The organism is Belnapia moabensis DSM 16746 (genome assembly GCF_000745835.1).
In the GTDB taxonomy this organism is placed as follows: domain Bacteria; phylum Pseudomonadota; class Alphaproteobacteria; order Acetobacterales; family Acetobacteraceae; genus Belnapia; species Belnapia moabensis.
Map to the genome: position 1 here is coordinate 188,107 of NZ_JQKB01000003.1, position 26,829 is coordinate 214,935.

Sequence of the window (26,829 nt, forward strand, 5' to 3'; positions counted from 1 at the left end):
GAGACAGACAAATGCAGCGCAGGACCCTCATCGCCGCGGCCGGGGGGCTCGCGGCGCCGCTCGTCTTCCGCCATGCGGCACTCGGTGCCGATCCGATCAAGGTGGTGAGCATCCACGACGCCTCGGGCGGGCTCGACATCTACGGCAAGCCGATGATTGCCTGCATCGACTTCGCGGCCGATGAGATCAATGCCGCAGGCGGACTGCTGGGGCGGCCGGTGCAGGTGATTAACTACGATCCGCAGTCCAACATCCAGCTTTATACGCAGTTCGCCACTCAGGCGGCGACGCGGGACAGGGCCGCAGTTGTGCATGCGGGTATCACATCGGCTTCGCGCGAGGCGATACGCCCGGTGCTGAAGCGCTACAACACACTCTACTTCTACAACACGCAGTATGAGGGCGGAGTCTGCGACCGGAACTGCTTCTGCACCGGCTCGACGCCGGCGCAGAATGTGCAGCGGCTGGTGCCGCACATCATGCAGAAATGGGGCAAAAAGGTCTATATTGTCGCCGCCGACTACAATTATGGTCAGATCACCAGCAAATGAGTGACCAAGTACTTCCGCGATGGCGGCGGGGATGCGGTGGCGGTCGACTTCTTCCCGCTCGACGTCACCAATTTCGGTCCGGCGATCCAGAAGATACAGGCGGCGAAGCCAGACATGGTGGTCTCTGCGCTCGTCGGCGGGGCGCATGTCTCCTTCTACCGCCAGTGGGCGGCGGCGGGCATGAAGAGCCGCATCCCGATGGCATCGACCACCTTCGGCGGCGGCAATGAGAGCCTGCTCCTTTCGCCCGAGGAGGGTGATGGGATCGTCTGCGCCTTCTCGTATTTCCAGGAGGTCGATAACGCGGCGAACAAGGCTTTCCTCGAGAAGTTCCGGGCGAAGCTCGGCGCCAACACCCCTTATCTCGGGGCGGAACTCGCCATGCGGAGCTATACCGGAATGAGGCTCTGGGCGGAGGGCGTGAAGCGCGCCGGCACGACCGACCGGATGAAGGTGATCGAGGCGCTGGGATCGGGCATCAGCGTCGATGGCCCCCCGGGCCGGACGATGCTCGACCCGAAGACCAACCACGTCACGCTCGATGTCTATGTGGCCGAGGTGAAGAATCGCGGCTTCAACGTGCTGCAGCATTTCCCCAACTCGCCGCCCGCCGATACGCAATCGGTCTGCGACCTGCAGAAGGAGCCGAATGCCAATCGCCAGGTGGTGGTGGACGTCAGGATCTAGCCATGGATCTCGTCCTCGCCACCGGGATCCAGGCGCTGAGCGGCATCGCCACGCTGCTGCTCATCAGCCTCGGCCTCGCCATCGTCTTCGGCATGATGCGGGTGATCAACCTGGCGCATGGCGAATTCCTGATGCTTGGCGCCTATAGCGCGATCCTCGCGGTGCAGGCGGGGATCAATCTTTGGGTGGCGATGCTGGTGGTGGCGCCGCTTTGCGTCGGGCTGTTCGGCGTCGTGGTCGAGCGGCTGGTGATCAGGCGGCTCTACGGGCGGATGGTGGATACGATGCTGGCGACATGGGGCCTGTCGCTGGCGCTGATCGGGGCGGTGACGATGATCTTCGGCAATACCGTCGCGGGCTTCTCGGCGCCGCTCGGCAGCGTCCAGATCGGGGCCTACAGCACCTCGGGCTATGGATTGTTCCTGATCGCGGCGACGATGGTGCTGCTCGCCGCGGTCTGGGCGGTGCTGCGCTTCACGCCGGCCGGGTTGATCGCGCGGGGCACGATGCAGAATGCCGGCATGGCGGCGGCGCTCGGCGTGCCGACGGAGCGAGTCTATGCGCTGTCCTTCGCGGCAGGCGCGGCGGTGTCGGGGCTGGCGGGGGCGCTGATCGCGCCAATGTCGGGCGTGGTACCCACCATGGGCACAGCCTATATCGCGCGAAGCTTCATCACTGTCATTACCGGAGGTGCCGCGATGCTGGCGGGGACGAGTTCGGCAGCTGGCCTGCTCGGCAGCGTCAACACGCTCGGCACCTTCGTCACGACACCGGTGCTGGGCGAGGTGCTGATGCTCGCCGTCGCCATCTTGCTGCTGCGGCTGCTGCCGCAGGGCATCACCGGGCGCTTCTTCCGGCGATCGCTGTGATGGAGGATCGTCGCACGCTCCTCCAGGCGGTGCTGGCGCTGCTGGCAGGGGGGGTCGCCGCCTGGTGGCTGCCGCAGGTGCTGGAGCTCTTCGCCATCATCAATGCGACGGTTTATGTCGCCATGGCTCTTCTGGCCTTGAGCCTTGCGCTCGTCTGGGGGTTCGGCGGCATCCTCTGCTTCGGACAGGCCGCCTTCTTCGGGCTGGGGGGCTACGCCTATGCCGTGGCGGCGTTGAACCTGCCGGACACCACCTATGCCATCCCCATCGCGCTTGGCGTGCCAATGCTGGCAGCGGCGGCGCTGGGCTATGTGATGTTCTATGGCAAGGTCAGTGATGTCTATATGGGGGTCATCACCCTGACGGTGACGCTGATCCTGTTCAACTTCATCAATTCGACGGCGGGCGAGGAGTGGCGGATCGGCGCGGCGCCGCTCGGCGGGTTCAACGGCATCCCTTCGACTCCGCCGCTCAACATGCCGGGCGACCCGGGGACGGCGCTGACGCCGGAGCAGATCTTCGTCATCGCGGTGGCCTGTCTTGCGGGGTGCTATGCGGCCTGCAAGCTGATCCTCAGAAGCCATTTCGGCCGGGTCGTGACCGCCATCCGCGAGAACGAGCTGCGGGCGGCGCTGCTGGGCTACAACGTGCGGCTCCACAAGCTGGCGATCTTCGCCATCGGCGGTCTGATGGCGGGGCTGGCAGGGATGCTCTTCGCCAATTGCGTCTTCGTCAGCCCTACCATGTTCTCGCTGGCCTATTCGGGGCAAGTGATCATCTGGGTGATGGTGGGGGGCGTGGGGACGTTGCTCGGGCCGATCATCGGCGCGATGCTGCTGCAGGCGCTAACGGCCTGGGCGGGAACGCTGCCGGAGGTCAATCCGAACCTCATTCTCGGACTGGTGCTGGTGGTGGCGGTGCTTGCCATTCCACGCGGCTTGCAGCCGACCATGGCCACGCTGCTGCGGCGGCGCGCGCCATGACCGCCTTGCTGGCAACCGAGGGGCTGACGATGCGCTTCGGCGGCGTCGTGGCTGTCGACAATGTCAGCCTTGCCGTGTCGGAGCGGGAGCTGCGCTGCCTGATCGGGCCGAACGGGGCGGGGAAGAGCACCTTCTTCCGCTGCCTTACCGGGCAGTACCGGCCGACGGCTGGGCGCATCCTTTGGCGGGGGCGGGATATCACCGGTCTTGAGCCGCATGCGATCGCGCGGCTCGGCATCGGCATCAAGACACAAGTTCCGTCGCTCTTCGACGGGCTTACCGCCATTGAGGGCGTGACGCTCGCGGTGCGGCGGAAGCACGGGGAGCGGGAGGCGCGGCGGCGGGCGATGGCGGCGCTGGAACGTCTCGGCATCGGCGCGCTTTCCGGCGCGCTGGTCGGACTGCTGGCGCATGGGCAGCGGCAGCTCGTCGAGCTGGCGACGGTTGTGGCACCGGAGCCGGACCTCATCATCCTCGACGAGCCGACGGCGGGGATGAGCGCGGAGGAAACGGCGGGCACGGCCGCACTGATCCGCGAGATGAATCGTGACCATGCCGTCATCGTCGTCGAGCATGACATGCAGTTCATTCGGGCGATCGCCAGCGGCATCACAGTTTTTCATCAGGGGCGGGTGCTGGTCGAGGATTGCGCCGCCAAGGTGCTCGCCGATCCGCGCGTGCATGACGTCTATCTCGGGCGGCCGCCGACGCCGCAGGTCGTGGTGCCGGCATGATGCGGGTCGAGAGCCTCGTCGCCGGCTATGGACGCATCGGCGTGCTGCATGGAACGACCCTCGGTGTCGAGGCGGGGAGCTGCGTCGGCATACTGGGCCATAACGGCATGGGCAAGACGACGCTGCTGCGCGCCATCATGGGCCTGCTGCCCTGCAAGGGCGGGCGCATCCTGCTCGACGGGCGAGACATCCAGCACCTGCCGCCGCATGAGCGGGGGCGGCGCGGGCTCGGTTATGTCCCGCAGGGGCGGCAGATTTTCCCTTCCCTCTCCGTCCTCGACAACCTGCGCTTCGCCGTCGTCGCCAAGGGCGGCAAGGATGGCGATGTCGTCGCGGAAGTGCTGGAGGAGTTCCCCGAGTTGCGGCGACTGCTCGACCGGCCGGGCGGTGCGCTCTCGGGTGGCGAGCAGCAATTGCTGGCGCTGGCGCGGGCGCTTTGCGGACGGCCGAGGCTGCTGCTGCTCGACGAGCCGACGGAGGGCATCCAGCCCTCCATCAACGCGGCGATCGTGGAGCGCATCCATGCGCTGCGGCGGCGCGGGCTCTCCGTGCTGCTGGTCGAGCAGAATCTCGACTTCATCGAGGCCCTGGCGGACCGCATCCTGCTGATCCAACGCGGCCGCATTACGCGGGAAATCCCGCCCGCCGCGCTCGGCGACCCTGCCCTCGTGCAGGAATTCGTGGGCACGAGCGCCTGAACTGGAGGAGAGCGACCATGCCGCTGGGAACGCTGAGGCTGCCGAGCACCGAGGAACTGCGCAAGGTTGCCGAGGAACTCGGGATGAGCATGACCGAGAGCGAGCTGACGCAGCATCGCGCCAGCCTCGAAGGCAGCATTGCCGCCTACAACATCGTCGACCAGATGACGGACGAGTTGCCGGAGGTGAAGTGGCCGAGGACGCCGGGCAAGCGGCCGGCCGCCGAGGAGAATCCTTACGGCGCCTGGTATGTGAAGAGCACGGTGGAAGGCGCGTCTTCGGGCAAGCTCAAGGGCAAGACCATCGCGCTGAAGGACAATATCTGCCTTGCCGGCGTGCCGATGATGAATGGCGCCTCGACGCTCGAGGGCTATGTGCCGGATGTCGATGCGACGGTCGTCACGCGCATCCTCGATGCGGGCGGAACCATCGCCGGCAAGACGGTCTGCGAGTATTTCTGCTTCTCTGGCGGCAGTCATACCAGCGCGCCGGCGCCGGTGCATAATCCGCACCGCATGGGGTACTCGGCGGGTGGCTCCTCCTCCGGCAGCGCGGCCGTCGTGGCGGCGGGCGAGGTGCCGATGGCGCTCGGCGGCGACCAGGGCGGGTCGATCCGCATGCCGGCCTCGTTCTGCGGCATCTATGGGATGAAGCCGACGCATGGGCTGGTGCCCTATACGGGCATCATGCCGATCGAGCTGACCATCGACCATACCGGGCCGATGACGGCGACGGTCGAGGACAATGCGCTGCTGCTGGAGGTACTGGCGGGGCCGGACGGGCTCGACCCCAGGCAGTACAATACAGCACCCGTGCCGGCCTATCGCGACCTGATGCGGGGCGGCATCGCAGGGATGAAGATGGCGCTGATCGAGGAAGGCTTCGGCCACCCGCAATCGCAGGAGAAGAACGACGCGTTGGTGCGCGAGGCCGCAGAGCGGCTGCGCGGGCTCGGCGCGACGGTGGAGAAGGTCTCGCTGCCGATGCATCGGCTGGGGGCTGCGATCTGGCTGCCGGTGACGGCCGAAGGGGCGACCGTGCAGATGATGCATGGCAACGGCTTCGGCTTCAATTGGCAGGGGCTCTATGTCAACTCGCTGCTCGATGCGCACAGCAATTGGCGCGGGCGGGCGGATGAGCTGTCGGAGACGCTGAAGAACACCATGCTGCTCGGGCATTACATGGTGACACGGCATCGCGGGCATTACTACGCCAAGGCGCAGAACCTAGTTCGGCGCTTGCGGGCGGCCTATGACTCGGTGCTGACGCAATACGATCTGCTGGCGATGCCGACGCTGCCGATGGCGGCGACGCCGCTGCCGGTGGCCGATGCGCCGACCAGCGAGATCATCCAGCGCGCCTTCGAGGTGCTGCCCAATACCGCGCCTTTCGACTGCACGCATCACCCGGCCATGTCGGTGCCGTGCGGGCTGGCTGATGGGCTGCCGATCGGGCTGATGCTGGTCGGCAAGATGTATGACGAGGGCACGATCTACCGCGCCGCAGCTGCCTTTGAGAGCGGCGTCGACTGGAAGGGCATCACGGCCTGATCCAAGGGCTTCGAGCGCTTTACGATCGCTTGAGGAGGGCAAAGCCCTCCTCAACCCTGGCGGAGACGCGCGATAGCATCGCCGGTGAGAAGCGCTGCCTCGCCCGCGACGAAGCAGGCCAGGACGCGCGGCCCGGCGGGATCGATCACGACGACATCGCCGCGCATGCCCGGATGCAGCGCGCCGCGGTCGGTCAGGCCGGCCGCCGTGGCCGGGTTGGCGGAGACGAGGGGCCAAGCCTCGGCGAGGCTCAGCTTACCGCGGCGGGCCATGGCGAAAGGGGCTTCGAGCAGGGCAGGCCAGTGGTAATCGCTGGCAAGGATCGTCACCAGGCCGCGCTCGACAAGCGGGGCAGCGCTGGCCCAACCGAGATGGCTGCCGCCGCGGACGACGTTGGGGGCACCCATCACCACCGCCTCACCATGAGCGCGGGCATCGGCGGCGACGGCCTCGGCCATCGGAAATTCGCAGAGGCGGGCACCGAGGGCGCGGTAGAGGGCGCGGTCCTCCAGCGTTGCGTCGTCATGGCTCAGCATCGGGATGCCGGCAGCGGCCGCGGCGAGGCGGGCGCGGGCGGCCGGGATCTCGCCGCGGCGGGCGGCGATGCGTTCGATCAAGGCATGAAATTCCTCGGGGGTGAGACCGGCGCGGCCGGCATACTTCGCCAAGTCCTTGGCGTTGCCGAGCTTTTCAAGGATGGCGGGCGTGTGGTCGTTGAAGCCGAGCAGGTGGATGCGGCCCGCCGCGATGCCGGCCAGGACGTCGTCGACTGCATAGAGATTATCGGCTTCGAAGCGGCAATGGATGCGGAGGTCGAGAGGAAGCGCACCGGCTCCGTCCAGCGCGGCCATGAGGGCCCGCCACATGGCGAGGGAGCGGAGGCCTGGCTCCCAGGACAAGGTCACGCCGAGGAAGGCGGTGGTGATGCCGGAGGCGAGCAGCTGGGCGACGGTGTCGCGCAATGCGAGGGCCGGCGGGAAGTTGATGCCAGGCCGTGGTTGCAGGCTGCGTTCATGCGCATCGCCATGGATGTCGACGAGGCCCGGGAGTACGAGGAGGCCGGTGGCGTCGAGGCGGCGGGCGCCGGGAAGCGGGGTGGCGGCGATCGCCTCGCCGGCCAAGGCGAGGTCGCCGGCGGCGAGGGTGGCGCCGCGCAGCACATCGCCGCCGGTGATGTGCCAGCCGGTCATGTCAGCTTTCCGCTACGATCTGCACGCGGCCAGAGGCGTAGCAGCCGAAGCTGACCTCGACCGGCTGGCCCTCGGGGTCGACATTCAACGCCTCGGTCACCAGCACGGGGCGGTTGCGGGATTGCTCAAGCAGCATGGCCTCTTCCGGCGTCGGCATGCGGGCGGTGATGCGGGTGGCCTCGCGGCGGTAATCGGCGATGCCAAGGCGGGCCAGGACGCGGGTGATGGAGGCCTCCTCGGCGAGCAGGGTGGCGATGCCGGGGAAGCGGACGGCCGAAAACCAGTGGGTGCCGATGGCGATGGGGCGGCCATCGACCAAGCTCAGCCGTTCGGCGAGGACCACGGGGCGACCACGGCGGAGCCGGAGCTGCTCGGCGATATGCGCCTCGGCAGGCAGTTCCTCGATGCGGAGGATGCGGCCCTGGGGCTCGCGGTTCTGCCGGCGGATGGTTTCCGAGAAGCGGGTGCGAGAGCCGACCGGGTAGTCGAGCACATCCTCGGCGATGAAGCTGCCGCGGCCCTGCTCGATGCGGACGAGGCCGCGGCTTTCCAGCTCCTCCATGGCGCGGCGGACGGTGTGCCGGTTGACGGCGAAGCGGGCGGAGAGCTCCGCCTCGGTCGGCAGGCGGGAGCCGGGCGCGAGGTTGCCGCTGGCAATCTCGCGTTCCATCGTGCCGGCGATCTGGCGCCAGAGGGCGACGCCCTGGCCGCGAGCGAGGGTGGCTGTCTTGTTCATTGAAGTTTCAACCATGGGCCCTGTCCGGCATGTAATGTTACAAGCACAATAGGTAGGTAGACGTCCAGTTGTCTAGACTTTATGATTTTTCCTATGTCCGATGACGCAATGATGATGCAGGCGGCGCGGCGCCGCTGGATGGGCGTGCTGGCGCGTGCCGATGCGGATGCCATAGCGGCCCGGCTGGCGGAGGCCCCTGCCCTGCCCCGCCATGTCAGGCTGCGCGGGCCGGAGACCGGACTGGTGATGACGCGCGGCCGGCAAGGTGGCGATGGTGCGCCGTTCAATCTCGGCGAGATGACGGTGACGCGGTGCAGCGTTCGGCTGGCGGATGGACCAGTCGGCCATGCCTATGTTGCCGGCCGGGATGCCCGGCAGGCGGAGCTGGCGGCGGTGATCGATGCGGCACTGCAGGACCCGGCCAGGCACAAGGCGCTGCTGGCGGTGGTGATCGAGCCGCTGGCGGAGGCGCAGGCCGCCAGGGCCGCGCGCGAGGCGGCGAAGGCGGCGGCGACGCGGGTGGAGTTCTTCACCATGGCGACGATGCGATGAGCGGCCTGACCCCCGGTTTCGCCGATCCGGTGCCGGATGCGCAGGCCTGGTTCCGGGCGCTGCTCGAGGCGATGGCGCGGCCTGGACGGATCCAACGCGTCGCCGCCCTGCCGCAGGCGCCGGCGCCGCTGGCCCCGGCGGCAGCGGCGGTGCTGCTGACGCTGGCGGATGCGGAGACGCCGGTCTGGATGGATGCGGGACCCGGGGCGGAGGAGTGGTTGCGCTTCCATGCCGGCTGCCCGCTGGTAGCGGAGCCGGGGGCGGCGGGCTTCCTGCTGGCGGCGGGCGCGATGCCGGAGCTGGCAGCGCTGGACGCCGGGACCGAGGAGGAGCCGCACCGTTCGGCGACGCTCATCCTGCAGGTGGCGGGGCTGGAGACGGGACGGGGCTGGCGGCTCACCGGGCCTGGCATCGGGACGGAGCATCGCCTGTCGGTCGAGGGCTTGCCTGGCGGCTTCCTCGCAGCCTGGGCAGCCAACGGGAGGCGGTTTCCGCGCGGGATCGACCTGGTGCTCTGCGCCGGGGACAGGCTGGCGGCGCTGCCACGCACCACGCGTATCGAGGGAGCCGGCTGATGGCCTATGTGGCGGTCAAGGGAGGCGAGCGGGCGATCGAGGCGGCGCATGCCTGGCTAGCCGAGGAGAGGCGAGGCGATCCGGCGCTGCCGGAGCTGAGCCTCGCCCAGATTGAGGCGCAGCTTGGCCTCGCCGTGGACCGGGTGATGGCGGAGGGGGCCTGCCATGACCGGGGGCTCGCCGCGCTCGCCATCAAGCAGGCGCGGGGCGACCTGATCGAGGCAGCCTTCCTGCTGCGGGCCTATCGCACCACCCTGCCCCGCTTCGGTGCGAGCCTGCCAGTCGAGACCGAGGCGATGCGCGTCAGGCGGCGGATCAGCGCGACCTACAAGGAGTTGCCGGGAGGGCAGGTGCTGGGGCCCACCTTCGACTACACGCACCGGCTGCTGGACTTCGCCCTGGCCGCCGAGGGCGGCGTGCCGGCGTCGGCGCCGGAGGCTCCGGCCGGTGAGCTCTCGATGCCACGGGTGACGGGGTTGCTGGCACAGGAAGGGCTGATGGCCCCGGAGCAGCCCTCCGAGGCGGAGCCACGCGACCTGACGCGGGAGCCGCTTGACTTCCCGGCCGAGCGGCCGCTGCGGCTGCAGGCGCTGGCGCGGGGCGACGAGGGCTTCCTGCTGTCGCTCGGCTACTCGACGCAGCGCGGCTACGGCAACGCGCATCCCTTCGTCGGCGAGATTCGCATGGGGGCGGTGATGGTGGAGTTCGAGCCGCCGGAGCTCGGCTTCCCGATCGATCTCGGCGAGATCACCGTCACGGAATGCCAGATGGTGAACCAGTTCGCCGGCTCTAAGACAGAGCCGCCGCAATTCACCCGCGGCTACGGGCTGGTCTTCGGCCAGGGCGAGCGGAAAGCGATGACGATGGCGCTGGTCGACCGGGCGCTGCGCGCGGCGGAGCTCGGCGAGCCGGTGGAGGCACCGGCGCAGGACCAGGAATTCGTGCTGTACCACTGCGACAATGTGGAGGCGACGGGCTTCGTCGAGCATCTGAAGCTGCCGCATTATGTCGATTTCCAGAGCGAGCTGGAGAAGATCCGGCTGCTGCGGCGGGAGGCCGGAGGCGAATGACAGCGCTCGGCTATAATTTCGGCTATCTCGACGAAAACACCAAGCGGATGATTCGCCGCGCCTTGCTGAAGGCCGTAGCGGTCCCGGGCCATCAGGTGCCCTTCGGCGCGCGGGAGATGCCGCTGCCCTATGGCTGGGGGACGGGCGGCATCGCCGTCACGGCCAGCGTCATCGGCGCCGGCGACCGGTTGAAGGTGATCGACCAGGGGGCGGACGACACGACCAATGCCGTCTCCATCCGGCGCTTCTTCGCCAAGGTGGCGGGGGTGGAGACGACGGAGCGGACGGGCGAGGCGACGATCATCCAGACGCGGCATCGCATCCCGGAGACGCGGCTGCGCGAGGGGCAGATCCTGGTCTACCAGGTGCCGATGCCGGAGCCGCTCTTCCGGCTGGAGCCGCGCGTCTCCGAGACGAAGCGGATGCATGCGCTGGCCGATTACGGACTGATGCATGTGAAGCTTTACGAGGACATCGCCCGCCATGGCCATGTGGCGATGAGCTACAACTACCCGGTGCTGGTCGGTGGGCGCTACCTGATGTCGCCCTCGCCGATCCCCGCCTTCGACAACCCGAAGATGGACCGGATGCCGGCCCTGCAGCTCTTCGGCGCAGGGCGGGAGAAGCGGATTTATGCGGTGCCGCCCTATACCGCGGTGAAGAGCCTCGATTTCGAGGACCATCCTTTCCGGCCGGCGCGGGCGGATGCGCCCTGCGCGCTCTGCGGCAGCCGGGAGAGCTATCTCGATGAGGTCGTCGTGGACGACAAGGGCGGACGGATGTTCGTCTGCTCCGATACCGACTACTGCGCCACGCGCCAGACGCAGCGGGAGGCGGCGGAATGAGTGCGCTGCTGGAAGCCGAGGGGCTGGCGCTCCGCTTCGGGGCGGTGCCGGCGCTGGATGGCGTGGCGCTCGAGATTTTTCCCGGCGAAGTTGTCGCCATCGTCGGCGAGTCAGGCTCGGGCAAGACGACGCTGCTGCGCGTGCTCTCCGGCATGATGCGGCCGGAAGCGGGCGAGGTCCGCTACCGCGACCCGGAGGGCGGATTTCATGTCCTCCATGAAATGAAGGAAGCGGCGCTGCGCCGACTGCACCGGACGGATTGGGGCTTCGTCCACCAAAATCCGCGCGACGGGCTGCGCATGCGCGTCTCGGCGGGCGGCAATATCGGCGAGCGGCTGATGGCGGTGGGGGCGCGGAATTACGGCAGTATCCGTGCCGAAGCAGCGGAGTGGCTGCGGCGGGTCGAGATCGATCCGGCACGGATCGACGGCATGCCGGCGCTCTTCTCGGGCGGCATGCAGCAGCGACTGCAGATCGCGCGCACTTTGGTGACACGGCCGCGGCTGGTCTTCATGGACGAGCCAACGGGGGGCCTCGATGTCTCGGTGCAGGCGAAGCTGCTCGATATGGTCCGGGCGCTGGTCGCCGATCTCGGCCTCTCCGTGGTGATCGTGACGCATGACATAGCAGCAGCGCGGCTGCTGGCGCATCGGCTGCTGGTCATGCGGCGGGGGCAGGTGGTGGAGCAGGGGCTGACCGACCGGGTACTCGACGACCCGCAGCATGAGTATACCCAGCTGCTCGTCGCCTCGGTGCTGGCGGCATGAGCGCGGCAATCCGCACTGAAGGGCTCGGCAAGTCCTTCACCCTGCATCTCCAAGGCGGGCTTCGCATTCCTGTGCTGGAGAGTGTCGAAATGGCAGTGGCGGCGGGGGAATGCGTGGCCCTCGCCGGGCCCTCCGGCGCCGGCAAGTCGACGCTGATGCGGCTGCTCTACGGCAATTACGGTGCGGGGACGGGGCGCATCCTCATCCGCCACCGTGGGGCGGAGGTCGATCTCGCAGCGGCCGATGCGCGTCTGGTGCGCGAGGTGCGGTGCGAGACGCTCGGCTATGTCAGCCAGTTCCTCCGCGTCATCCCGCGCGTGCCGACGCTCGACATCGTCGCCGAGCCGCTGATGGCGCGGGGCGTGGCGCGCGAGGCGGCGCGGGCGCGGGCGGCGGAACTGCTGGCGCGGCTCAACCTGCCGGCGCGGCTGCATGGGCTGCCGCCGGCGACCTTCTCCGGGGGCGAGCAGCAGCGGGTGAACCTGGCGCGGGGCTTCGTCCCCGGCTACCCGGTGCTGCTGCTCGACGAGCCGACGGCGAGCCTCGATGCCGGCAACCGTGCGGTGGTGGTCGGGCTGATCCGTGCTGCCAAGCAAGCGGGCACTGCGGTCATCGGCATCTTCCATGACACCGAGGTGCGCGACCAAGTCGCGGACCGATTGTTCGAGGTCCTGCCCATGCCGGTCGCTGCTTGATGTCCGAGACCATCCTCACCCATGCCCTGCTCGTCCTGCCGGAGGATGTGGTGCCCGGCACGCTGGTGCTGCGCGACGGGCTGATCGCCGATGTGCAGCCGGGGAGCAGCAGCCTTGCGGGGGCGGTGGATTGCGGCGGCGAACACATCATCCCCGGCGTGGTCGATCTCCATACCGATAACCTCGAGCGCCAGGTGCAGCCGCGGGCGAATGCGCGCTGGCCAAGCCGCTCCGCCCTGCTGGCTCACGATGCACAATGCGCGGCGGCGGGCGTCACTACCGTCTTCGACGCGCTCTGCCTCGGCGATCTCGGCTTCGATCCAGGGCGGGTGCAGACCTTCTACGAGGGTGTCGCCGACCTCGCCGCGCTGGTGCCGACCGGCCTGCTGAAGGCGGAGCATCTCCTGCATCTCCGCTGCGAGCTGCCGGCGACCGACATGGTACCGGCGGTGGAGAGCGTCGCCGACCATCCCCTCGTTGCCATGGTCAGCCTGATGGACCACTCGCCAGGCGTCGGCCAGTACCGGGACATCCCCCGCTACCGTGCGATGCGGCAGCGGCAGAAGCAGATGAGCGATGCCGAGGTGGATGCGCGCATCGCCGAGTTGCTGGAGCGCCGTGCCCGGCTGCGCGAGCCGCAGCGGCGCTGGCTGCTGGACCGCATCGCCCATCGCGACCTGCCGCTCGCCAGCCATGACGATGACGACGTGGCGGAGATGGCGCGCAATGCGGATGACGGCATCCGCATCAGCGAGTTTCCGGTGACGATGGAGGCAGCCTGCGCGGCACGGGAGCTTGGCGTGACGGTGATCGCCGGGGCGCCGAACATCGTCCGCGGCGGCAGCCATTCCGGCAATGTAGCAGCGGCTGACCTTATTCGTGCGGGTGCGGTCGATGCGCTGGCCAGCGACTATGTGCCGGCGGCGATGGTGGAGGCGGCGTGGATTGCGGCCGCGACCACTGGCATCTCCCTTCCCCAGGCTGTCGCCACCATCACCGACGGGCCGGCATGCATGGCGCGGCTGAGGGACCGGGGGCGGCTGGCGGCAGGGCTGCGGGCCGATCTGGTGCGGGTGCGGGCGGTAGAGGGGCTGCCGGTGGTCCGCGCCGTCTGGCGCGGGGGAGAGCGCGTCGCATGATCGGCGAGCCGATGCCAGAGGCGCGCCTGGCCCTCTACTGGGCGCCGGAGACGGATGACCCGCTGCACCAGCTCGGCTCCGCTTGGCTCGGGCGAGATGCGGAGACGGGGGCGCCGGTCCCGCAACCGGCGCTGCCTGGGCTCGACATCGCCGAGGTCACCAGGGATGCGCGGGGCTACGGCCTGCATGCGACGCTGAAGCCGCCTTTCCGCCTGCGGGTCAGCTGGGCGGAGGCGGTCGCCGCGGCGGAGGCGCTTGCGGCGCGGACCGCGCCCTTCGACCTTCCGCCGCTCGCGGTCGAGAATCTGGATGGGTTCCTGGCGCTGCGGGAGACGGCGCCCTGCCCTGCCCTTCGGCCCCTCGCCGATGCCTGCGTGGAGGCGCTGGAGCCCTGCCGGGCGCCGTCCGACGAGGCAGAGCTGGCGAAGCGGCGGCGGGCCCGGCTGAGTGCGCGGCAGGAGGCGCTGCTGGGGCGGTACGGCTACCCGTACGTCATGGAGGAGTGGCGTTTCCACATCACTCTCAGCCGGCGGCTCTCGGCCGAGGAGATGGCGGTGGTGCGGCCGGTGGTGACGGAATTTCTCGGCGAGGCGCCGGCGATGCCGCGGCGGGTCGGCGCCATCAGCCTGTTCACCCAGGCGAAAGCCGGCGCGCCCTTCCTGATCGCCGAGCGGCTGCCCCTCAGGGGATAGCGCGGAGGGCCGCCACCACCCGGGTGATGCCTTGCTCCACCGGGCCCTCATTCATCACCCGGACCACATCGAGGCCGGGCGGCAGCGGGGCCTCCCGAGCGAGGCGAGCGGCGATGTCAGCCTCCGTCTCCCGGCCGCGGGCGGCAAGGCGGGCGGCCAGTACCGCCGGCGGGGCGGTGATCTCCAGCACCAGCAGGGGCATGCGCCGCGCGGCCTCGGCGAGGACGGTGCGGGAGAGGTTGGCGACCGCCACGCCGGGCGGCAACAGGGCCGGGATGCCGTAAAGCAGCCCATGCGCCTCCCACCAGAGGGCGAAGCGGCCGGCGGCGCGCTCGGCCTCGAATTCGGCGCGGTTCAGCGGACGGTGAGTCTCGCCGCCGGCCTCGGCGGGGCGGGTGATGCTGCGCTGGATGAAGTGGAAGCGCGGGTCACCGGCGAGGACGGTGCGGGCGCCCGCCATCAGCGTGTCCTTGCCCGCCCCGGAGGGCCCAACCACACCGACCAGCATGCTTGCCTTCCAGACCGATCGGGCCTTCTCTGCCTGTCCATTCGCCGTCACACAATGGCCCAGGGAGAGCGCCACAGCATGTTCACGACGCGGCCCGAGATCGCCGGCACCTTCGGCGCCGTCGCCACCACGCATTGGATCGCCTCGCAGGTCGGGATGTCCGTGCTGGAGCGGGGCGGCAATGCCTTCGACGCCGCCTGCGCCGCGGGCTTCACCCTGCAGATCGTCGAGCCGCATCTGAATGGGCCAGGAGGCGACTGTCCCATCATCCTGCACAGCGCGAAGCTCGGCGCGCAGCAGGTGATCTGCGGCCAGGGTCCGGCGCCGGCGGCTATGACGGTCGGCAAGTTGAAGGACGAGTTGGGCCTCGATATCGTGCCGGGGACGGGCTTCCTCTGCGCGCCCATCCCCGGCGCCTTCGATGCCTGGGCGCTGATGCTGCGAGACCACGGCACCTGGCGGCTGCGCGACGTGCTGGACTATGCCATCGGCTATGCGGCGCGCGGGGCGCATGTGGTCGGGCGCATCTGCGCGACGATCGAGACGGTGCGGCCGCTCTTCGAGGCCGAGTGGAAGACCTCGGCCGCGCTGTGGCTGAGGGGGATCACGCCTGGCGGGCTCTACACCAACCCGGAACTGGCCGAGACCTATGCTCGGGTGGTACGCGAGGCGGAGGCGGCGAGCAGCGACCGCGAGGGGCAGATCGAGGCGGCGCGGAACATCTGGTATGGCGGCTTCGTCGCCGAGGCGATCGACCGCTTCGGCCGTGAGTTCGCCGCCCTCGACACCTCCGGCCGGCGGCATCACGCGTTGCTGACGGGGCAGGACATGGCCGGGTGGCGGGCGAGCGTGGAGCAGCCGCTCGCCGGCCAGTATCGCGGGCATACGGTGCTGAAATGCGGCCCATGGAGTCAGGGTCCGGCGATGTTGCAGACCCTTGCCCTGCTCGAAGGGTTCGACGTGGCGGGGATGGACCCGGTCGGCGTGGAGTTCGTCCATACCGTTGCCGAGGCCATGAAGCTGGCCTTCGCCGACCGCGAGGCCTTCTACGGCGATCCCGATTTCACCGATGTGCCGATGGGGACGCTGCTGTCTGCGGAGTACAATTCGGCGCGACGGACGCTGATCGGGCGTGAGGCGAACAACGAGTTCCGGCCGGGCTCGCCGGATGGCAGGACGCCGCGAACGGATTACGCGGCGGCGGTGCAGCGTGCCGGGGCGCTGACCATGGCAGCGGGCACGGGCGAACCGACCGTCTCCCGCCTCGGCGCTTCGGGCGGGGATACCTGCCATATCGACGCGATCGACCAATGGGGTAATTTCGTCAGCGCGACGCCTTCGGCAGGATGGCTGCAGAGTTCGCCGGCGATCCCCGGCCTCGGCTTCTGCCTCGGCTCGCGCTGCCAGATGTTCTGGCTCGACGAGACGCTGCCGAATGGGCTCCAGCCCGGCAAGCGGCCGCGGACGACGCTCTCGCCGAGCCTGGTGCTGCGCGAGGGCAAGCCCTGGATGAGCTTCGGCACACCTGGAGGCGAGCAGCAGGACCAGTGGCAGCCGATCATGCTGGCGCGGATGCTCGACCATGGCTTCGGCATCCAGCAGGCGATCGACCTGCCGAGCTTCCATAGCGAGCACTGGATCAGCAGCTTCTGGCCCCGTGGCGCCCGGCCGGGGAAGCTGGTGCTGGAGGGGCGCTACGCGTCGGCGGTGCTCGATGAGCTGACGGCCCGCGGCCATGCCGCCGAGATGGGCGGCGAATGGTCCGAAGGGCGGCTCACCGGCGCGCGGCTCGAGGCGGATGGCCAAATCCTCGCGGGTGCCAACCCGCGAGGCATGCAGGGTTATGCGGTGGGGCGGTAAGCCCCCACCGCCTTACCGTGTCCGCGGCCCGACGCGCCGCGGCGCCGGCACTCGCGCCGGTTGCGCCGCGGGCGCCTTCGCCGCCGCCTTGCGCGCCTGCTCGCGGAGCTGGGCGATGGTCGAGCGGTTGGTCACCTGCTCCGGATTGGTCCGCACCTCGATCACTGCCGGCTTGCCAGAGGCGATGGCGCGCTGGACGGCGGGCACCAGCTCTTCCGTTGCCTCCACCACCTCGCCATGGCCGCCGAAGCTTTCGATGAATTTCGCGAAGTCCGGGTTGGTCAGCGTGGTGGCGGAGACGCGGCCCGGGTAGTGCCGCTCCTGGTGCATGCGGATCGTGCCGTACATCTGGTTATTGAAGACCAGGATGATCGGGTTAACCGAGTGGTGGAAGGCGGTGGCGATCTCCTGGCCCGTCATCAGGAAGCCGCCATCGCCGACGAAGGAGATCACCGTCCGCCCCGGATGGACGATTTTGGCGCCGATCGCGGCCGGCACGCTGTAGCCCATTGCACCGTTGGTCGGGCCGAGGAAGTCCTGGCCTTCCGAGACATGCATGAAGCGCGTCGGCCAAGTGGCGAAATTGCCGGCATCGGTGGTGAAGATGGTGTCGGGCGGCAGTGCCTTCTCCAGCGCCTGGAGCGCGACGGCGAGGTTGAGCGGGCCCTCGTACTCGCCGGGCTCGGCTTGTGCCTCTCGCGCCGCGCGAAGCTCGGCGCGCCAGCCCGACCAGGCCGGGCTGGCGACGGGCGGCATGGCCTTGGCGGCGGCGGCGAAGGCGTTCATGTCCGTGGTGATGCCGAGCGCCGGGCGATAGACGCGGCCGATCTCCGACTGGTCGGGGTAGGCATGGATGATCGGCGTGCCGCCGGCCATGTCGAAGAGGGTGTAGCCCTGCGAGACGGTTTCGCCGATGCGGGTGCCGATGGCGAGGAAGAGATCGCTTTCCTTCGCCTTCGCCACCAGCGTCGCATCGGCGCCGACGCCGAGGTCGCCGACGAAATTCGGCAGCGTGTTGTCATAGAGGCCCTGGCGGCGGAAGCTGACCGCGACGGGGATGTCGTTGGCGCGAAGGAAGTCGCGGATGTCGGCGCGGCCTTCCGGCGTCCAGCCGCCGCCACCGCCGAGCACGGCGAGCGGGCGCTTCGCGCCAGCCAACATCGCCATCATTCGCTCCATCGCGGCGGGCGAGGGATGCGCAGGGGCGACCTGGGCGGGGCCGATATCGGGCACCGCCACCATCTCCTTCTGCATTTCCTCGGAAATCGCCACCACCACCGGGCCGGGGCGGCCTGAGGTGGCGACATCGAAGGCATGGGCCATCAGCTCCGGGATTCGCGCGGCGTCGTCAATCTGCGTGACCCACTTGGCGAGGGGCGCGAACATCTTTCGGTAATCGACCTCCTGGAAGCTCTCCCGGTCGGTCTCCTCGAAGGGAATCTGGCCGATCAGCAGCACCAGCGGCGTCGAATCCTGGAAGGCGACATGCACGCCGATCGCGGCATGGCAGGCGCCCGGGCCACGGGTGACGATGGCGACGCCGGGCTTGCCAGTCAGCTTGCCATAGGCTTCTGCCATATGGACGGCACCGGCCTCGAACCGGCAGGTGACGAGCTGGATGCGGTTGCGCTGGGCATAGAGCCCGTCGAGCAGGTCGAGATAGCTCTCGCCGGGCACGCAGAAGGCGTGGCTGACGCCTTGTGCCACCAGCGCATCAGCCAGGATATGCCCGCCGAGCCGCGCCTCGGTTCGCCTTGCCTGCGTCATGCCCTGGTCTCCGTCCCCTCTCGTGGCGCGCGACCATAGCGAGGCCGCGCGCGCGCGTCACCCTGCGCCGAGGGCGCCGCTCGCCGTGCCGGCATGCATCTGCCGCAGCTCGCGCTTCAGAAGCTTGCCGGCGGTGTTCTTCGGCAGCGACTCGGCGATGATGATGCGCTTCGGAAGCTTGTAGGGGGCAAGCAGCCCGCGCGCATGGGCGAGCAGCACGGCCTCGATGTCGGGCGGGGCATCGGCACGCGGGACGACGACGGCGGCGACGGCCTCGATCCATTTCGGGTCGGGCACCGCGATGACGGCGACCTCGGCGACGGCAGGATGGGTGAAGAGAGCCTCCTCCACCTCGCGGCTCGCCACCAGCACTCCACCCGTGTTGATGAGGTCCTTGGTGCGGTCAACGATGGCTAGGTAGCCCTCCTCGTCGATGGTCGCCACGTCGCCGCTGTGGAACCAGCCGCCCTCGAAGGCGCGCGCCGTCTCCTCCGGCATGTTCCAGTAGCCGAGCAGGAGCTGCGGCGAGCGGTGCACGACCTCGCCACGCTCGCCGGGGGCTACGTCACGCATGTCCGGGTCGACGACGCGGGTGTCGACGTTGAGCACGGGGCGGCCGATGGAGCCGGGGCGGGCCTCGTGCTCCTCCGGGCGGAGGACGGTCGCCAGCGGGGCGATCTCGGTCTGGCCGTAGCAGTTGTAGGGGCGTGAGCCGGGGAGGCGGGCACGCAGCTCCTGCAGCACGGGCACGGGCATGATGCTAGCGCCGTAATAGACCTTGCGAAGACAGGAAAGATCGCGGGCACCGAAATCCGGGTGCTGCAGCAGCGTGATCCAGACCGTCGGCGGGGCAAAGAAGGCGGTTATGCGCTCGCGCTCGATCAGCTCGAGGCAGGTGGCGGCGACGGGGGCGTCGATTAGCAGGGTCGGGATGCCAGCGAGGAGCTGCGGCATAGTGAAGGCGTGCATCTGCGCCGTGTGATAGAGCGGCAGCGCGGCGAGCGAGCGGTCGTCGCGCTGCATTTCCAGCTCGATGATGCAGCTGGCGTACTCGGCGAGCAGGCCGCGATGCGACATCATCGCGCCCTTCGGGGCGCCGGTGGTGCCGGAGGTGTACATGATCTGGACCAGATCCTCGTCCAGCACCGCCTCGCCCAGCGGCTCGTCCCGGTCCCAGCGTGCGTCGAGTGCGGCGGCGAGGATGTCGAGTGGCCCCTCCCCGGCATCGATGGTGCCGCCGCGGACCTGCGGCACGGCGGCGCGGGCGGCCTCGGCGGTGGCGGCCAGCGCTGGCTGGTGCAGCAGCAGCGCGGCGCCGGACTGGCGGAGGACGTACTCGACCTCCTTCAGCGTCAGGGCGAAGTTGATCGGCACATGCACGAGCCCGGCCCGAGCGCAGCCGAGCCAGAGCAGCAGATAGGCATCGGAATTGCGACCATAGGCGACGACGCGGTCGCCCGGCGCGAGGCCTGAGGCCAGCAGGCAGCGGCCGATGCGGGAGGCGGCCTGGTCCAGGCTTGCATAGCTCCAGGCGCGATCGGCATAGCGGAGTGCCTGGCGGTCGCGGAAACGGCCCGCCGCACGCCCCAGCGCGTCGCCAATGGTGTTGCGCCGGGCGCGTGCGCCTGTCTCGGTCATGGAATCCTCCCCGTCATTGACGGGGAGTGTAGCCTAGGATTCCAGAGTGGCGTCGAGGGTGATGCTGGCGTTCAGCACCTTGGAGACCGGGCAGCCGGCCTTGGCGGCGTCGGCAAGCTTCTGGAACTCCTCCTGAGACAGGCCAGGAACCTTGGCCTTCAGCGTCAGCGCCACCGCGGCGATCTTCCAGCCGGCGCCTTCCTGCTCGAGCGAGACCTTGGCTGAGGTATCGAGCGCCTGCGGCTCGTGCCCGGCGCCAGAGAGCTGGAAGGCCAGCGCCATGGTGAAGCAGCCGGCATGGGCGGCGGCGATCAGCTCCTCCGGGTTGGTGCCGGGGCCGTTCTCGAAGCGGGTCTTGAAGCCGTACTGGCTGTCCTTCAGCACGCCCGACTGGGTGGTGAGGCTGCCAGTGCCTTCCTTGCCGGTGCCCTGCCAATGCGCGCTGGCGCTGCGGTGGATGCTGGCCATGAACTCTCTCCTCTCCTTGTTGCGGGAGAGGAGATAGGACGCCACGCCGCCGGTTCCAGCCTCCGGCGATCGCGCCTCATTCGGCGGCGGGCACGTTCAGCTGCCGCTGCTGGCCCCGCAGCATGGCCATCTCGTTCCGCAGCATGGCAACCTCGGCGCGCAGCTCGGCCAGTTCCTCCCCCACCGGGTCGCAAGGGGCGTCGAGCAGCCCGTAGCCGGGGCTCGGCGCGCGGCGAGGCGCGAGGATGCGGTGTTCCTGCGGCGGGCGGGCGGGAATGCCGACCACCGTCTCGCCAGCCGGGACCTCGGCCACGACGACGGCATTGGCGCCGATGCGGGCATTGTCGCCGATGCGGATGGGGCCGAGTACCTGCGCACCGGCGCCGATCGCCACGCCGTTGCCGATGGTCGGATGGCGCTTGCCTGGCTGGCCGGACAGGCCACCGAGCGTGACGCCGTGATAGATCAGTACGTCGTCGCCGATCTCCGCCGTCTCGCCAATGACGACGCCCATGCCGTGGTCGATGAAGAGCCGCTTGCCGATTGTGGCGCCGGGATGGATTTCGATGCCGGTGATGAAGCGGTTGGTGTGCGACACGGCGCGCGCCATCGTGCGCAAGCCCATGCGGTAGAACCGATGGGCGAGGCGATGGAACAGCACCGCATGCAGCCCGGCATAGCAGGTCACGGCCTCGATCCAGGTCGGGCGGGCCGGGTCACGCGCCCGGATGGTGCGAGCGAGGTCGAGGAGTTCCATGGTCTGCCCCTATTCGAGCCAGGTTGGCACCGGCAGGCCGCGCTCGCGCAAGAACGCCGGGTTGAAGATCTTGCTTTGATAGCGCGCTCCACCATCGCAAAGGATAGTGACGATGGTGTGACCCGGCCCCATCTGCCGCGCGACCGCGATCGCTGCCGCGACATTGATGCCGGCGGAACCGCCAACCGAGATGCCTTCACGGAGTTGCAGGTCATAGACCTGCTCCAGCGCCACCGGGTCGGTCACCTGTACAGCATCGTCGATGAGGGAGCGTCCCTGCTCCAGGTTGCCTGGCACGGTCGAGGCCTGGCCGATGCCCTCGGTGATCGAGTTGCCCTCGGCCTTCACCTCGCCGGTCTTCACCCAGCTGTAAAGGCCGCTTCCCATCGGGTCGGCGAGGACGATGCGGATGTCCGGCTTCTTCGCCTTCAGCGCGCGGGCGACACCGGCCAGCGTGCCGCCGGTGCCGCAGGCGCAGGTGAAGGCGTCGATGCGGCCGCCGGTCTGTTCCCAGATCTCGGGACCTGTCGTTTCCTCATGCGCCGCGGCATTGGCGAGGTTGCCGAACTGGTTGGCCCAGACCACGCGCTTACCCTCGGCGGCCAGCTCCTCCGCGATGCGGCGCGAGGTGTGCACGTAGTGCCCGGGGTCGCGATAGGGCTTCGGCGGAATCAGGCGGAGATCGGCGCCGATCATGCGGAGGAAGTCGAGCTTCTCCTTCGCCTGCGTCTCCGGCACGACGATGATCGAGCGGTAGCCGCGGGCATTGGCGACGAGGGTCAGGCCGATGCCGGTATTGCCGGCGGTGCCCTCGACCACGATGCCGGGCTCGCCGGGGATAAGCTGGCCACGGCGTTCCGCATCCTCGATGATGCCGAGACCGGCGCGGTCCTTCACGCTGCCGCCGGGCTGCATGAATTCCGCCTTGCCAAGGATCTCGCAGCCCGTTGCCGCGCTGGCACGGCCGAGACGGATGAGGGGCGTGTTGCCGATGGCGCCGGCAAGGCCGTCCACGGTTCGGGCCGTCATTCGGGCGGGCGGCGTGGGGCTCATGGCAATTCCGTCTCCTGGCGTTGGGCTGATCTGCGCGCGGCCCGGGGTTTGATTCAAGAGGGGCTGGCGACATTGCGATTCCGCATCGGGCAGTTGGAGATTGACCGAGGGGGCATCCGCGCAGGAACATAAGACGAACCCAACATGACCCATTCCCAGGACGACACCCCCCTTCCCCGGCTCGACCGCCTGGCCCTGCGCGCGGCGCTGGCGGCGCGGCCCGGACGGGCCGAAAGCCCGGCCGGCGGCCTCGCGCTCTGCCCTGCTATCGATGCGGCACTGCCGGGAGGCGGACTGCCCTGGGCGGCGCTGCATGAGGTGCTGGCGCAGGAGCCAGAGGCGGCGGCGGAGTTCTGCACATTGCTGCTGGCGCGGGCCGCGGCGGTGGCGGGCGGCAGCCTGCTCTGGATCGCGGCGGAGGGCTTTCCGTCCGGGCTCGGCCGCTTCGGCCTTTCGCCTGCCGACCTGCTGTTGGTGCGGGCCGCGCGGCCGGAGGATGCGCTCTGGGCGATGGAGGAAGGCCTCGCCAGCTCCGGCATCGCGGCCGCCGTCCTGTGCCTCGACTCGGTGGAACCGATGGCGGCGCGCCGGCTGCAGCAGGTGGCTGCGACGGGGGGCGGGCTTGGCCTGCTGATGCGACAGGATGTGGGCGAGTCGGGCATGGCGACGCGCTGGCGAGTCGGTGGCGGCAGCGCCGGGCTCGGTGATCCGCGCTGGCGCCTCGAGCTTCTGCGTTGCCGCGCCGGGCGGCCGGGTCGCTGGGATGCCGTCTGGCGACCGGCGGCGGAACGGCTGGAAACCGAGGAGCCGGAGGCGACGGCGCCTGCCCCGCTGCGCCGGCGGGCACGTTAGGGTAAACAGCAATCCTTATTTGCGAATGGTTCTCAGTTGCGATAGCTTTACCTCCTGCGTCGGAGAGAGCGAAATGGCGACACATGGCCTTCCCGCCTGGCCTTGGGCCGATACCGAGACCGCCGAATTGCCACCAGCCGAGGCGCTGCTGCTGGAGGGCATGCGTCGTTGGGCACTAGCTGCCCGCACCGGCACCCCGACCCTCGCGGCGATGCGGCTGCCCTTCATCGCCGAGGATGCGATGGCGGCGCTGCGGCCGCTCGATGCGCTGATGCGGGCGGTGAGCGCGAACGGGATGCCCGGCATTGCCTGCCCGCTCTGTCCACGGGCGACGCCGAGCGAGGCGGAGCTGCTGCTGGCCATGGCGCTCGCCCAGCGCGGCTGCCGCAGCCAGGCGCTCGGGCTGCTGCTGCGCTACCTGCCGCCGGCGGCCGCCTACGCGGCAATGCCGGAAGCGCTGCATCTCGGCATCGCTCTCCGAGGCGCCGGGCTGCTGCTGCGGAATCCGCTGCGGATGCGGTAGGGCTCAATGCCCTCCACTCGGCGCCACCCGAGGCTTCGCTACGATGGCGACGCAGGGGATGGCGAGGAGGAAGAGCATCGCCATCAGGACCAGCACGTCGTTATAGGCGAGCACCAGCGCCTCGCGTTGCATGAGCCCTTGCAGACGCTTCAACGCGGCAAGCTCGGCCGGGAGCTCCGGCTGGGCCAGTGTGATGCGAGCGGCGAGGTTGTCGAGCCAGGCGGGGACGTTGGGCCGCGCCCAGCTCACCTGCTCCGCCAGGTGCTGGCGATGCGCGGAACCGCGCCAGGTGACGATGGTGTTGATCGCCGCGAGGCCAAGCGCACCGCCGAGGTTTCGCATCAGGTTGTAGAGCGCTGCGGCGTTTTTGATCTCGGCCGGCGGCAGTGTGCCGAAGGCGATCTGGTTGATCGGCATGAACATGAAGATCATCGCCGTGCCGCGCAGGCCGAGCGGCACCGCCATCTCCCAGAAGCCGCTGAGATTGGTGAGTTGTGCGATCCAGAGGCATGAGGCGATGAAGAGCAGCATGCCGAGCACCAGCAGCAGCCGCAGGTCCATGAGCTTCGCCAGCCGCCCGGCGATCGGCGCCGAGAGGAACATGCAGAGGCCGGTTATGAAGAGCGTCTCGCCGATCTGCATCGAGTCGTAGCCGCGGACGCGTGCGCAGAAGAGCGGCAGGACATAGACGAGGCCGTAAAGCCCGACGCCGACGATGCAGCTCAGCAGGCAGCCCATCAGGAAGTTGCGGTTGCGGAAGGCGCGGAGCTGGATGATCGGCTCGGTGCGGGTGAAGGCACGCCAGAGGAAGAGCGCGCCGCAGAGGCCGCAGAGCAGGGCGAGATGGGTGATCTCCTCATCGTCGAACCAGCCCCAGCGCGGCCCCTCCTCCATCACGTATTCGGCGGAGCCGAGGAAGCTCGCCATGAAAAGCAGGCCCCACCAGTCGAAGCGGGCGAGCAGACCGGGCTCCGGCCGGTCGATGTCGAGTGTGAGCCAGGCGGTCACGGCGACGGCGGTGCCGATCGGCAGGTTGATGAGGAAGAGCCAATGCCAGGACAGCGCCTGGGTCAGCCAGCCGCCAAGGCTCGGGCCGATGGTGGGCGCCAAGGTCGCGGTGAGGCTGATCAGCACGCTGATCTTCACCCGCTCGGCGCCAGGATAGAGCAGGAAGCTGGTGGAGAAGCAGACGGGGATCATCGCCCCGCCGACGAAGCCTTGCAGCGCGCGGGCGACGACCATGGCGGGCAGCGTATCGGCCAAGGCGCAGGCGCCGGAGAAGAGGGTGAAGCCGGCGCAGGACAGCGTGAACAGCACTCGGCTGGAGAGGGCACGGGAGAGGAAGCCCGAGAGCGGGATCATCACGATCTCGGCGATGAGGTAGCTGCTCTGGATCCAGCTCGCTTCGTCCGGCGCGGCAGCGAGTCCCGCCTGCACTTCGGCGATGGAGGCAGAGACGATCTGGATATCGAGGATCGCCATGAAAAGGCCGACCACCGTGGCGCCGAAGCCGATGCGGTGGCGGAGGCTCGGGCCGCTGCTCATGGCGCGACGCGCCAGGCGCCCCAGCGGGCGGCGGCGGCCGACCAGACGCCGCGCGGCGCCGATGGATCGGGTCGGGTATCCACCTCGGCGGCGACGGAGAGGCCAGGTCGCAACAGGGCGAGCTGCGCCGCCTCGGCCGGATCGAGGGCAAGGCGGACGGGCACGCGCTGCACGATCTTGGTGAAATTGCCCGTCGCATTCTCCGGCGGCAACAGGCTGAACAGCGCGCCGGTGGCGGGGGCGAGGCTTTCGACATGCGCCTGCAATTCGAGGCCGGGGATGGCATCGACCGTCAGCCGTACCGGCTGACCCGGCCGGAAGCGCGGGAGTTGCGTTTCCTTGAAATTCGCATTCACCCATTGCCGCTCCGGCGGCGGCGCGACGGCGATGAGCTGCTGGCCGGTGCGGACGAACTGCCCGAGCTGCGCCGCGCGGTTGCCGACGATGCCGTCGAAGGGCGCGCGGATGACGGTGTTGCCGAGGTCGATCCGGGCACGCTCGACGGCTGCCGCAGCTTGGTCGCGGCGGGCCTGCTGTTGCACCTGCATCGCCTCCAGCACATCGAGCTGCTGATGGGCAACGCTCAGCTGAGCAAGAGCGGCGGCGACGGCGGAATCGGCCTTGCGCTGGTCGGCGACGGCACGTTCATTCGCCTGGCGGCTGGTCCAGCCGGCGCCGACGAGAGCCCCGGCACGGCGGGCCTCAGCCAGGGCGCGGGTCTGCTCGGCCCGGGCCTGCTCGAGCTGGGCCTCGGCATTCTCGATTTGGGCGCGCTGCTGGGCGAGCTGCTGGCGCAGCGTCACCATGCCGGCGGTCGCCTCGGCGAGCGTCGCCTCCGCCTCGGCCTGCCGAGCGCGCCAGAGGCCCTGGTCCAGCTCGATCAGCGCCTGGCCGGCAACGACGCGCTGGTTGTCGGTGACCAGGATGGCGGCGACATGGCCCTCGATCCGTGGGGCGAGGATGGCGATATCGCCCTGGAGATAGGCGTTGTCGGTCGATTCAAGCCAGCGCCCGACCAGCAGCCACCAATTCACCCCAAGCGCCAAAAGCAGCAGGGCCAGGACCAGCGCCGGCCAGCGCAGCCGGCGGACCCACCGGCGCCGCAGTGCCGGGCCGCGGCTGGCGGCAGGCATTGCGGGGCGGGTTTCGTTGAGGACGTTCATCCCGTTCCGGAAAGGGTTCCTCCCCTAGTGCACCGACTCAAACGGAAGGTGCAGGAAGCCTGGCCAGCGTGCCGAGGATGGTGTCGGCAGGCCTGGTCCAGGCGAATGGCTTGGCCTTCTTGTTGTGGTCGCGGATGTAATGGGTGATGGCGTCCTGCAGGTCGGGGACTGACTGAAAGACGCCGCGGCGGATGCGCCTGCGTGTGATGGCCGAGAAGAAGCCCTCGACGGCGTTGATCCAGGACGCCGATGTCGGCGTGAAGTGGAAGACCCAGCGCGGATGATCAGCCAACCACTGCCGGACCTTTGGGTGCTTGTGGGTGGCGTAGTTGTCAAGGATGGCGTGGATCACCTTGCCGGCG

The 26,829-nt window shown here is 69.2% G+C and carries 27 protein-coding genes and 1 pseudogene; 17 read left to right on the forward strand and 11 right to left on the reverse strand.

What is annotated here, in order from left to right:
- Positions 1–11: 11 nt before the first annotated feature.
- The 6 genes and pseudogenes from EP26_RS02955 (at position 12) to EP26_RS02980 (ending at position 6,072) form a co-directional block, all read left to right on the forward strand.
- A pseudogene (locus EP26_RS02955) lies at positions 12–1,238 on the forward strand (urea ABC transporter substrate-binding protein).
- A gap of 2 nt (positions 1,239–1,240) precedes the next feature.
- Complete coding sequence (locus EP26_RS02960) at positions 1,241–2,107, forward strand: ABC transporter permease subunit (protein ID WP_043335526.1); 867 nt, start codon at positions 1,241–1,243, stop codon at positions 2,105–2,107.
- Positions 2,107–3,090, forward strand: a complete 984-nt coding sequence (locus EP26_RS02965) for a branched-chain amino acid ABC transporter permease (protein ID WP_157033389.1) — start codon at positions 2,107–2,109, stop codon at positions 3,088–3,090. Before EP26_RS02960 ends, EP26_RS02965 begins: the two co-directional genes overlap by 1 nt.
- Positions 3,087–3,824, forward strand: coding sequence for an ABC transporter ATP-binding protein (locus tag EP26_RS02970; protein ID WP_043335528.1), 738 nt, complete (start codon positions 3,087–3,089; stop codon positions 3,822–3,824). The genes EP26_RS02965 and EP26_RS02970 overlap by 4 nt, the downstream gene beginning before the upstream one ends.
- A complete protein-coding gene (locus EP26_RS02975) occupies positions 3,821–4,522 on the forward strand; it encodes an ABC transporter ATP-binding protein (protein ID WP_043335530.1) in 702 nt (233 codons plus the stop codon). Before EP26_RS02970 ends, EP26_RS02975 begins: the two co-directional genes overlap by 4 nt.
- Before the next feature lie 17 nt (positions 4,523–4,539).
- A complete protein-coding gene (locus EP26_RS02980; protein WP_043335531.1) occupies positions 4,540–6,072 on the forward strand; it encodes an amidase in 1,533 nt (510 codons plus the stop codon).
- A 50-nt stretch (positions 6,073–6,122) separates the two neighbouring features.
- Here EP26_RS02980 and EP26_RS02985 read toward each other — a convergent pair whose 3' ends face one another.
- A complete protein-coding gene (locus tag EP26_RS02985; RefSeq protein ID WP_052388730.1) occupies positions 6,123–7,262 on the reverse strand; it encodes an alpha-D-ribose 1-methylphosphonate 5-triphosphate diphosphatase in 1,140 nt (379 codons plus the stop codon).
- Position 7,263: 1 nt separating this feature from the next.
- Complete coding sequence (gene phnF, locus EP26_RS02990) at positions 7,264–7,998, reverse strand: phosphonate metabolism transcriptional regulator PhnF (protein WP_043335533.1); 735 nt, start codon at positions 7,996–7,998, stop codon at positions 7,264–7,266.
- A 93-nt stretch (positions 7,999–8,091) separates the two neighbouring features.
- Between phnF and phnG the strand changes: the two genes are divergently transcribed.
- The 8 genes from phnG to EP26_RS03030 are packed head-to-tail and all read left to right on the forward strand — an operon-like array spanning position 8,092 to position 14,333.
- Entirely contained in the window at positions 8,092–8,550 is a 459-nt protein-coding gene (gene phnG, locus EP26_RS02995) for a phosphonate C-P lyase system protein PhnG (protein ID WP_084112281.1), read from the forward strand.
- Positions 8,547–9,125, forward strand: coding sequence for a phosphonate C-P lyase system protein PhnH (phnH, locus tag EP26_RS03000; RefSeq protein WP_043335535.1), 579 nt, complete (start codon positions 8,547–8,549; stop codon positions 9,123–9,125). The genes phnG and phnH overlap by 4 nt, the downstream gene beginning before the upstream one ends.
- On the forward strand, positions 9,125–10,195 hold the full coding sequence (locus tag EP26_RS03005) for a carbon-phosphorus lyase complex subunit PhnI (RefSeq protein ID WP_043335537.1): 1,071 nt from the start codon (positions 9,125–9,127) through the stop codon (positions 10,193–10,195). The genes phnH and EP26_RS03005 overlap by 1 nt, the downstream gene beginning before the upstream one ends.
- Positions 10,192–11,040 carry an alpha-D-ribose 1-methylphosphonate 5-phosphate C-P-lyase PhnJ gene (locus EP26_RS03010; RefSeq protein ID WP_043335540.1) on the forward strand — a complete coding sequence of 283 codons (849 nt, stop codon included), beginning with the start codon at positions 10,192–10,194 and terminating at the stop codon, positions 11,038–11,040. The genes EP26_RS03005 and EP26_RS03010 overlap by 4 nt, the downstream gene beginning before the upstream one ends.
- Complete coding sequence (gene phnK, locus EP26_RS03015) at positions 11,037–11,807, forward strand: phosphonate C-P lyase system protein PhnK (RefSeq protein ID WP_043335543.1); 771 nt, start codon at positions 11,037–11,039, stop codon at positions 11,805–11,807. The genes EP26_RS03010 and phnK overlap by 4 nt, the downstream gene beginning before the upstream one ends.
- Positions 11,804–12,502 (forward strand): phosphonate C-P lyase system protein PhnL, encoded by a 699-nt coding sequence (gene phnL, locus EP26_RS03020; RefSeq protein WP_043335550.1) that lies wholly within the window; start codon positions 11,804–11,806, stop codon positions 12,500–12,502. Before phnK ends, phnL begins: the two co-directional genes overlap by 4 nt.
- Positions 12,502–13,641, forward strand: a complete 1,140-nt coding sequence (locus EP26_RS03025) for an alpha-D-ribose 1-methylphosphonate 5-triphosphate diphosphatase (RefSeq protein WP_043335552.1) — start codon at positions 12,502–12,504, stop codon at positions 13,639–13,641. The genes phnL and EP26_RS03025 overlap by 1 nt, the downstream gene beginning before the upstream one ends.
- Positions 13,638–14,333, forward strand: coding sequence for a DUF1045 domain-containing protein (locus EP26_RS03030; RefSeq protein WP_169747355.1), 696 nt, complete (start codon positions 13,638–13,640; stop codon positions 14,331–14,333). Before EP26_RS03025 ends, EP26_RS03030 begins: the two co-directional genes overlap by 4 nt.
- Here the strand turns inward: EP26_RS03030 and phnN are convergent.
- Positions 14,323–14,841 carry a phosphonate metabolism protein/1,5-bisphosphokinase (PRPP-forming) PhnN gene (gene phnN / locus EP26_RS03035; RefSeq protein WP_043335553.1) on the reverse strand — a complete coding sequence of 173 codons (519 nt, stop codon included), beginning with the start codon at positions 14,839–14,841 and terminating at the stop codon, positions 14,323–14,325. The genes EP26_RS03030 and phnN overlap by 11 nt on opposite strands.
- A 78-nt stretch (positions 14,842–14,919) precedes the next feature.
- On the opposite strand from phnN, the gene EP26_RS03040 reads away from it, so the two are divergent.
- Positions 14,920–16,701, forward strand: coding sequence for a gamma-glutamyltransferase family protein (locus EP26_RS03040; RefSeq protein ID WP_043335556.1), 1,782 nt, complete (start codon positions 14,920–14,922; stop codon positions 16,699–16,701).
- A gap of 12 nt (positions 16,702–16,713) precedes the next feature.
- Here EP26_RS03040 and EP26_RS03045 read toward each other — a convergent pair whose 3' ends face one another.
- From EP26_RS03045 to EP26_RS03065, 5 genes are all read right to left on the reverse strand, one after another.
- The gene (locus EP26_RS03045; protein WP_084112282.1) at positions 16,714–18,468 is read right to left on the reverse strand and encodes a thiamine pyrophosphate-dependent enzyme; all 1,755 of its coding nucleotides are present in this window, start codon (positions 18,466–18,468) and stop codon (positions 16,714–16,716) included.
- Positions 18,469–18,525: 57 nt separating this feature from the next.
- Entirely contained in the window at positions 18,526–20,106 is a 1,581-nt protein-coding gene (locus tag EP26_RS03050) for a fatty acyl-CoA synthetase (protein WP_043335559.1), read from the reverse strand.
- A 33-nt stretch (positions 20,107–20,139) separates the two neighbouring features.
- A complete protein-coding gene (locus EP26_RS03055; RefSeq protein ID WP_043335561.1) occupies positions 20,140–20,574 on the reverse strand; it encodes an OsmC family protein in 435 nt (144 codons plus the stop codon).
- 76 nt (positions 20,575–20,650) lie between these two features.
- Positions 20,651–21,331, reverse strand: a complete 681-nt coding sequence (gene cysE / locus EP26_RS03060; protein WP_052388731.1) for a serine O-acetyltransferase — start codon at positions 21,329–21,331, stop codon at positions 20,651–20,653.
- A gap of 9 nt (positions 21,332–21,340) precedes the next feature.
- On the reverse strand, positions 21,341–22,384 hold the full coding sequence (locus tag EP26_RS03065; RefSeq protein WP_408735088.1) for a cysteine synthase A: 1,044 nt from the start codon (positions 22,382–22,384) through the stop codon (positions 21,341–21,343).
- Between the two features lie 144 nt (positions 22,385–22,528).
- Between EP26_RS03065 and EP26_RS03070 the strand changes: the two genes are divergently transcribed.
- Positions 22,529–23,236: an ImuA family protein gene (locus tag EP26_RS03070; protein WP_052388732.1), complete on the forward strand. Its 708-nt coding sequence runs from the start codon at positions 22,529–22,531 to the stop codon at positions 23,234–23,236.
- Positions 23,237–23,309: 73 nt separating this feature from the next.
- Entirely contained in the window at positions 23,310–23,759 is a 450-nt protein-coding gene (locus tag EP26_RS03075) for a hypothetical protein (protein ID WP_043335567.1), read from the forward strand.
- A gap of 3 nt (positions 23,760–23,762) precedes the next feature.
- On the opposite strand, the gene EP26_RS03080 is transcribed toward EP26_RS03075, so the two are convergent.
- The 3 genes from EP26_RS03080 to EP26_RS03090 form a co-directional block, all read right to left on the reverse strand.
- Positions 23,763–25,304: a DHA2 family efflux MFS transporter permease subunit gene (locus tag EP26_RS03080; protein WP_043335569.1), complete on the reverse strand. Its 1,542-nt coding sequence runs from the start codon at positions 25,302–25,304 to the stop codon at positions 23,763–23,765.
- Complete coding sequence (locus EP26_RS03085; protein WP_245624275.1) at positions 25,301–26,437, reverse strand: HlyD family secretion protein; 1,137 nt, start codon at positions 26,435–26,437, stop codon at positions 25,301–25,303. Before EP26_RS03085 ends, EP26_RS03080 begins: the two co-directional genes overlap by 4 nt.
- Positions 26,438–26,504: 67 nt before the next feature.
- Positions 26,505–26,829, reverse strand: a 325-nt coding sequence (locus EP26_RS03090; protein WP_043335572.1) for an IS630 family transposase, incomplete at its 5' end; no start/stop codon positions are given.

What these genes read in the sequence shown, in the direction of transcription:
- EP26_RS03025 (WP_043335552.1), top strand. Translation starts at nt 12,502, where the DNA reads ATGTCCGAGACCATCCTCACCCATGCCCTGCTCGTCCTGCCGGAGGAT.
- EP26_RS03010 (WP_043335540.1), top strand. Translation starts at nt 10,192, where the DNA reads ATGACAGCGCTCGGCTATAATTTCGGCTATCTCGACGAAAACACCAAG.
- EP26_RS03075 (WP_043335567.1), top strand. Translation starts at nt 23,310, where the DNA reads ATGGCGACACATGGCCTTCCCGCCTGGCCTTGGGCCGATACCGAGACC.
- EP26_RS03050 (WP_043335559.1), bottom strand. Translation starts at nt 20,106, where the DNA reads ATGACCGAGACAGGCGCACGCGCCCGGCGCAACACCATTGGCGACGCG.
- EP26_RS03030 (WP_169747355.1), top strand. Translation starts at nt 13,638, where the DNA reads ATGATCGGCGAGCCGATGCCAGAGGCGCGCCTGGCCCTCTACTGGGCG.
- EP26_RS03070 (WP_052388732.1), top strand. Translation starts at nt 22,529, where the DNA reads ATGACCCATTCCCAGGACGACACCCCCCTTCCCCGGCTCGACCGCCTG.
- EP26_RS03040 (WP_043335556.1), top strand. Translation starts at nt 14,920, where the DNA reads ATGTTCACGACGCGGCCCGAGATCGCCGGCACCTTCGGCGCCGTCGCC.
- EP26_RS03005 (WP_043335537.1), top strand. Translation starts at nt 9,125, where the DNA reads ATGGCCTATGTGGCGGTCAAGGGAGGCGAGCGGGCGATCGAGGCGGCG.
- EP26_RS02985 (WP_052388730.1), bottom strand. Translation starts at nt 7,262, where the DNA reads ATGACCGGCTGGCACATCACCGGCGGCGATGTGCTGCGCGGCGCCACC.
- EP26_RS03080 (WP_043335569.1), bottom strand. Translation starts at nt 25,304, where the DNA reads ATGAGCAGCGGCCCGAGCCTCCGCCACCGCATCGGCTTCGGCGCCACG.
- phnF (WP_043335533.1), bottom strand. Translation starts at nt 7,998, where the DNA reads ATGAACAAGACAGCCACCCTCGCTCGCGGCCAGGGCGTCGCCCTCTGG.
- phnN (WP_043335553.1), bottom strand. Translation starts at nt 14,841, where the DNA reads ATGCTGGTCGGTGTGGTTGGGCCCTCCGGGGCGGGCAAGGACACGCTG.
- EP26_RS02960 (WP_043335526.1), top strand. Translation starts at nt 1,241, where the DNA reads ATGGATCTCGTCCTCGCCACCGGGATCCAGGCGCTGAGCGGCATCGCC.
- phnK (WP_043335543.1), top strand. Translation starts at nt 11,037, where the DNA reads ATGAGTGCGCTGCTGGAAGCCGAGGGGCTGGCGCTCCGCTTCGGGGCG.
- EP26_RS03045 (WP_084112282.1), bottom strand. Translation starts at nt 18,468, where the DNA reads ATGACGCAGGCAAGGCGAACCGAGGCGCGGCTCGGCGGGCATATCCTG.
- phnH (WP_043335535.1), top strand. Translation starts at nt 8,547, where the DNA reads ATGAGCGGCCTGACCCCCGGTTTCGCCGATCCGGTGCCGGATGCGCAG.
- EP26_RS02980 (WP_043335531.1), top strand. Translation starts at nt 4,540, where the DNA reads ATGCCGCTGGGAACGCTGAGGCTGCCGAGCACCGAGGAACTGCGCAAG.
- phnL (WP_043335550.1), top strand. Translation starts at nt 11,804, where the DNA reads ATGAGCGCGGCAATCCGCACTGAAGGGCTCGGCAAGTCCTTCACCCTG.
- EP26_RS02970 (WP_043335528.1), top strand. Translation starts at nt 3,087, where the DNA reads ATGACCGCCTTGCTGGCAACCGAGGGGCTGACGATGCGCTTCGGCGGC.
- EP26_RS03085 (WP_245624275.1), bottom strand. Translation starts at nt 26,437, where the DNA reads ATGCCTGCCGCCAGCCGCGGCCCGGCACTGCGGCGCCGGTGGGTCCGC.
- EP26_RS03055 (WP_043335561.1), bottom strand. Translation starts at nt 20,574, where the DNA reads ATGGCCAGCATCCACCGCAGCGCCAGCGCGCATTGGCAGGGCACCGGC.
- EP26_RS02965 (WP_157033389.1), top strand. Translation starts at nt 2,107, where the DNA reads ATGGAGGATCGTCGCACGCTCCTCCAGGCGGTGCTGGCGCTGCTGGCA.
- EP26_RS02975 (WP_043335530.1), top strand. Translation starts at nt 3,821, where the DNA reads ATGATGCGGGTCGAGAGCCTCGTCGCCGGCTATGGACGCATCGGCGTG.
- EP26_RS03065 (WP_408735088.1), bottom strand. Translation starts at nt 22,384, where the DNA reads ATGAGCCCCACGCCGCCCGCCCGAATGACGGCCCGAACCGTGGACGGC.
- cysE (WP_052388731.1), bottom strand. Translation starts at nt 21,331, where the DNA reads ATGGAACTCCTCGACCTCGCTCGCACCATCCGGGCGCGTGACCCGGCC.
- phnG (WP_084112281.1), top strand. Translation starts at nt 8,092, where the DNA reads ATGTCCGATGACGCAATGATGATGCAGGCGGCGCGGCGCCGCTGGATG.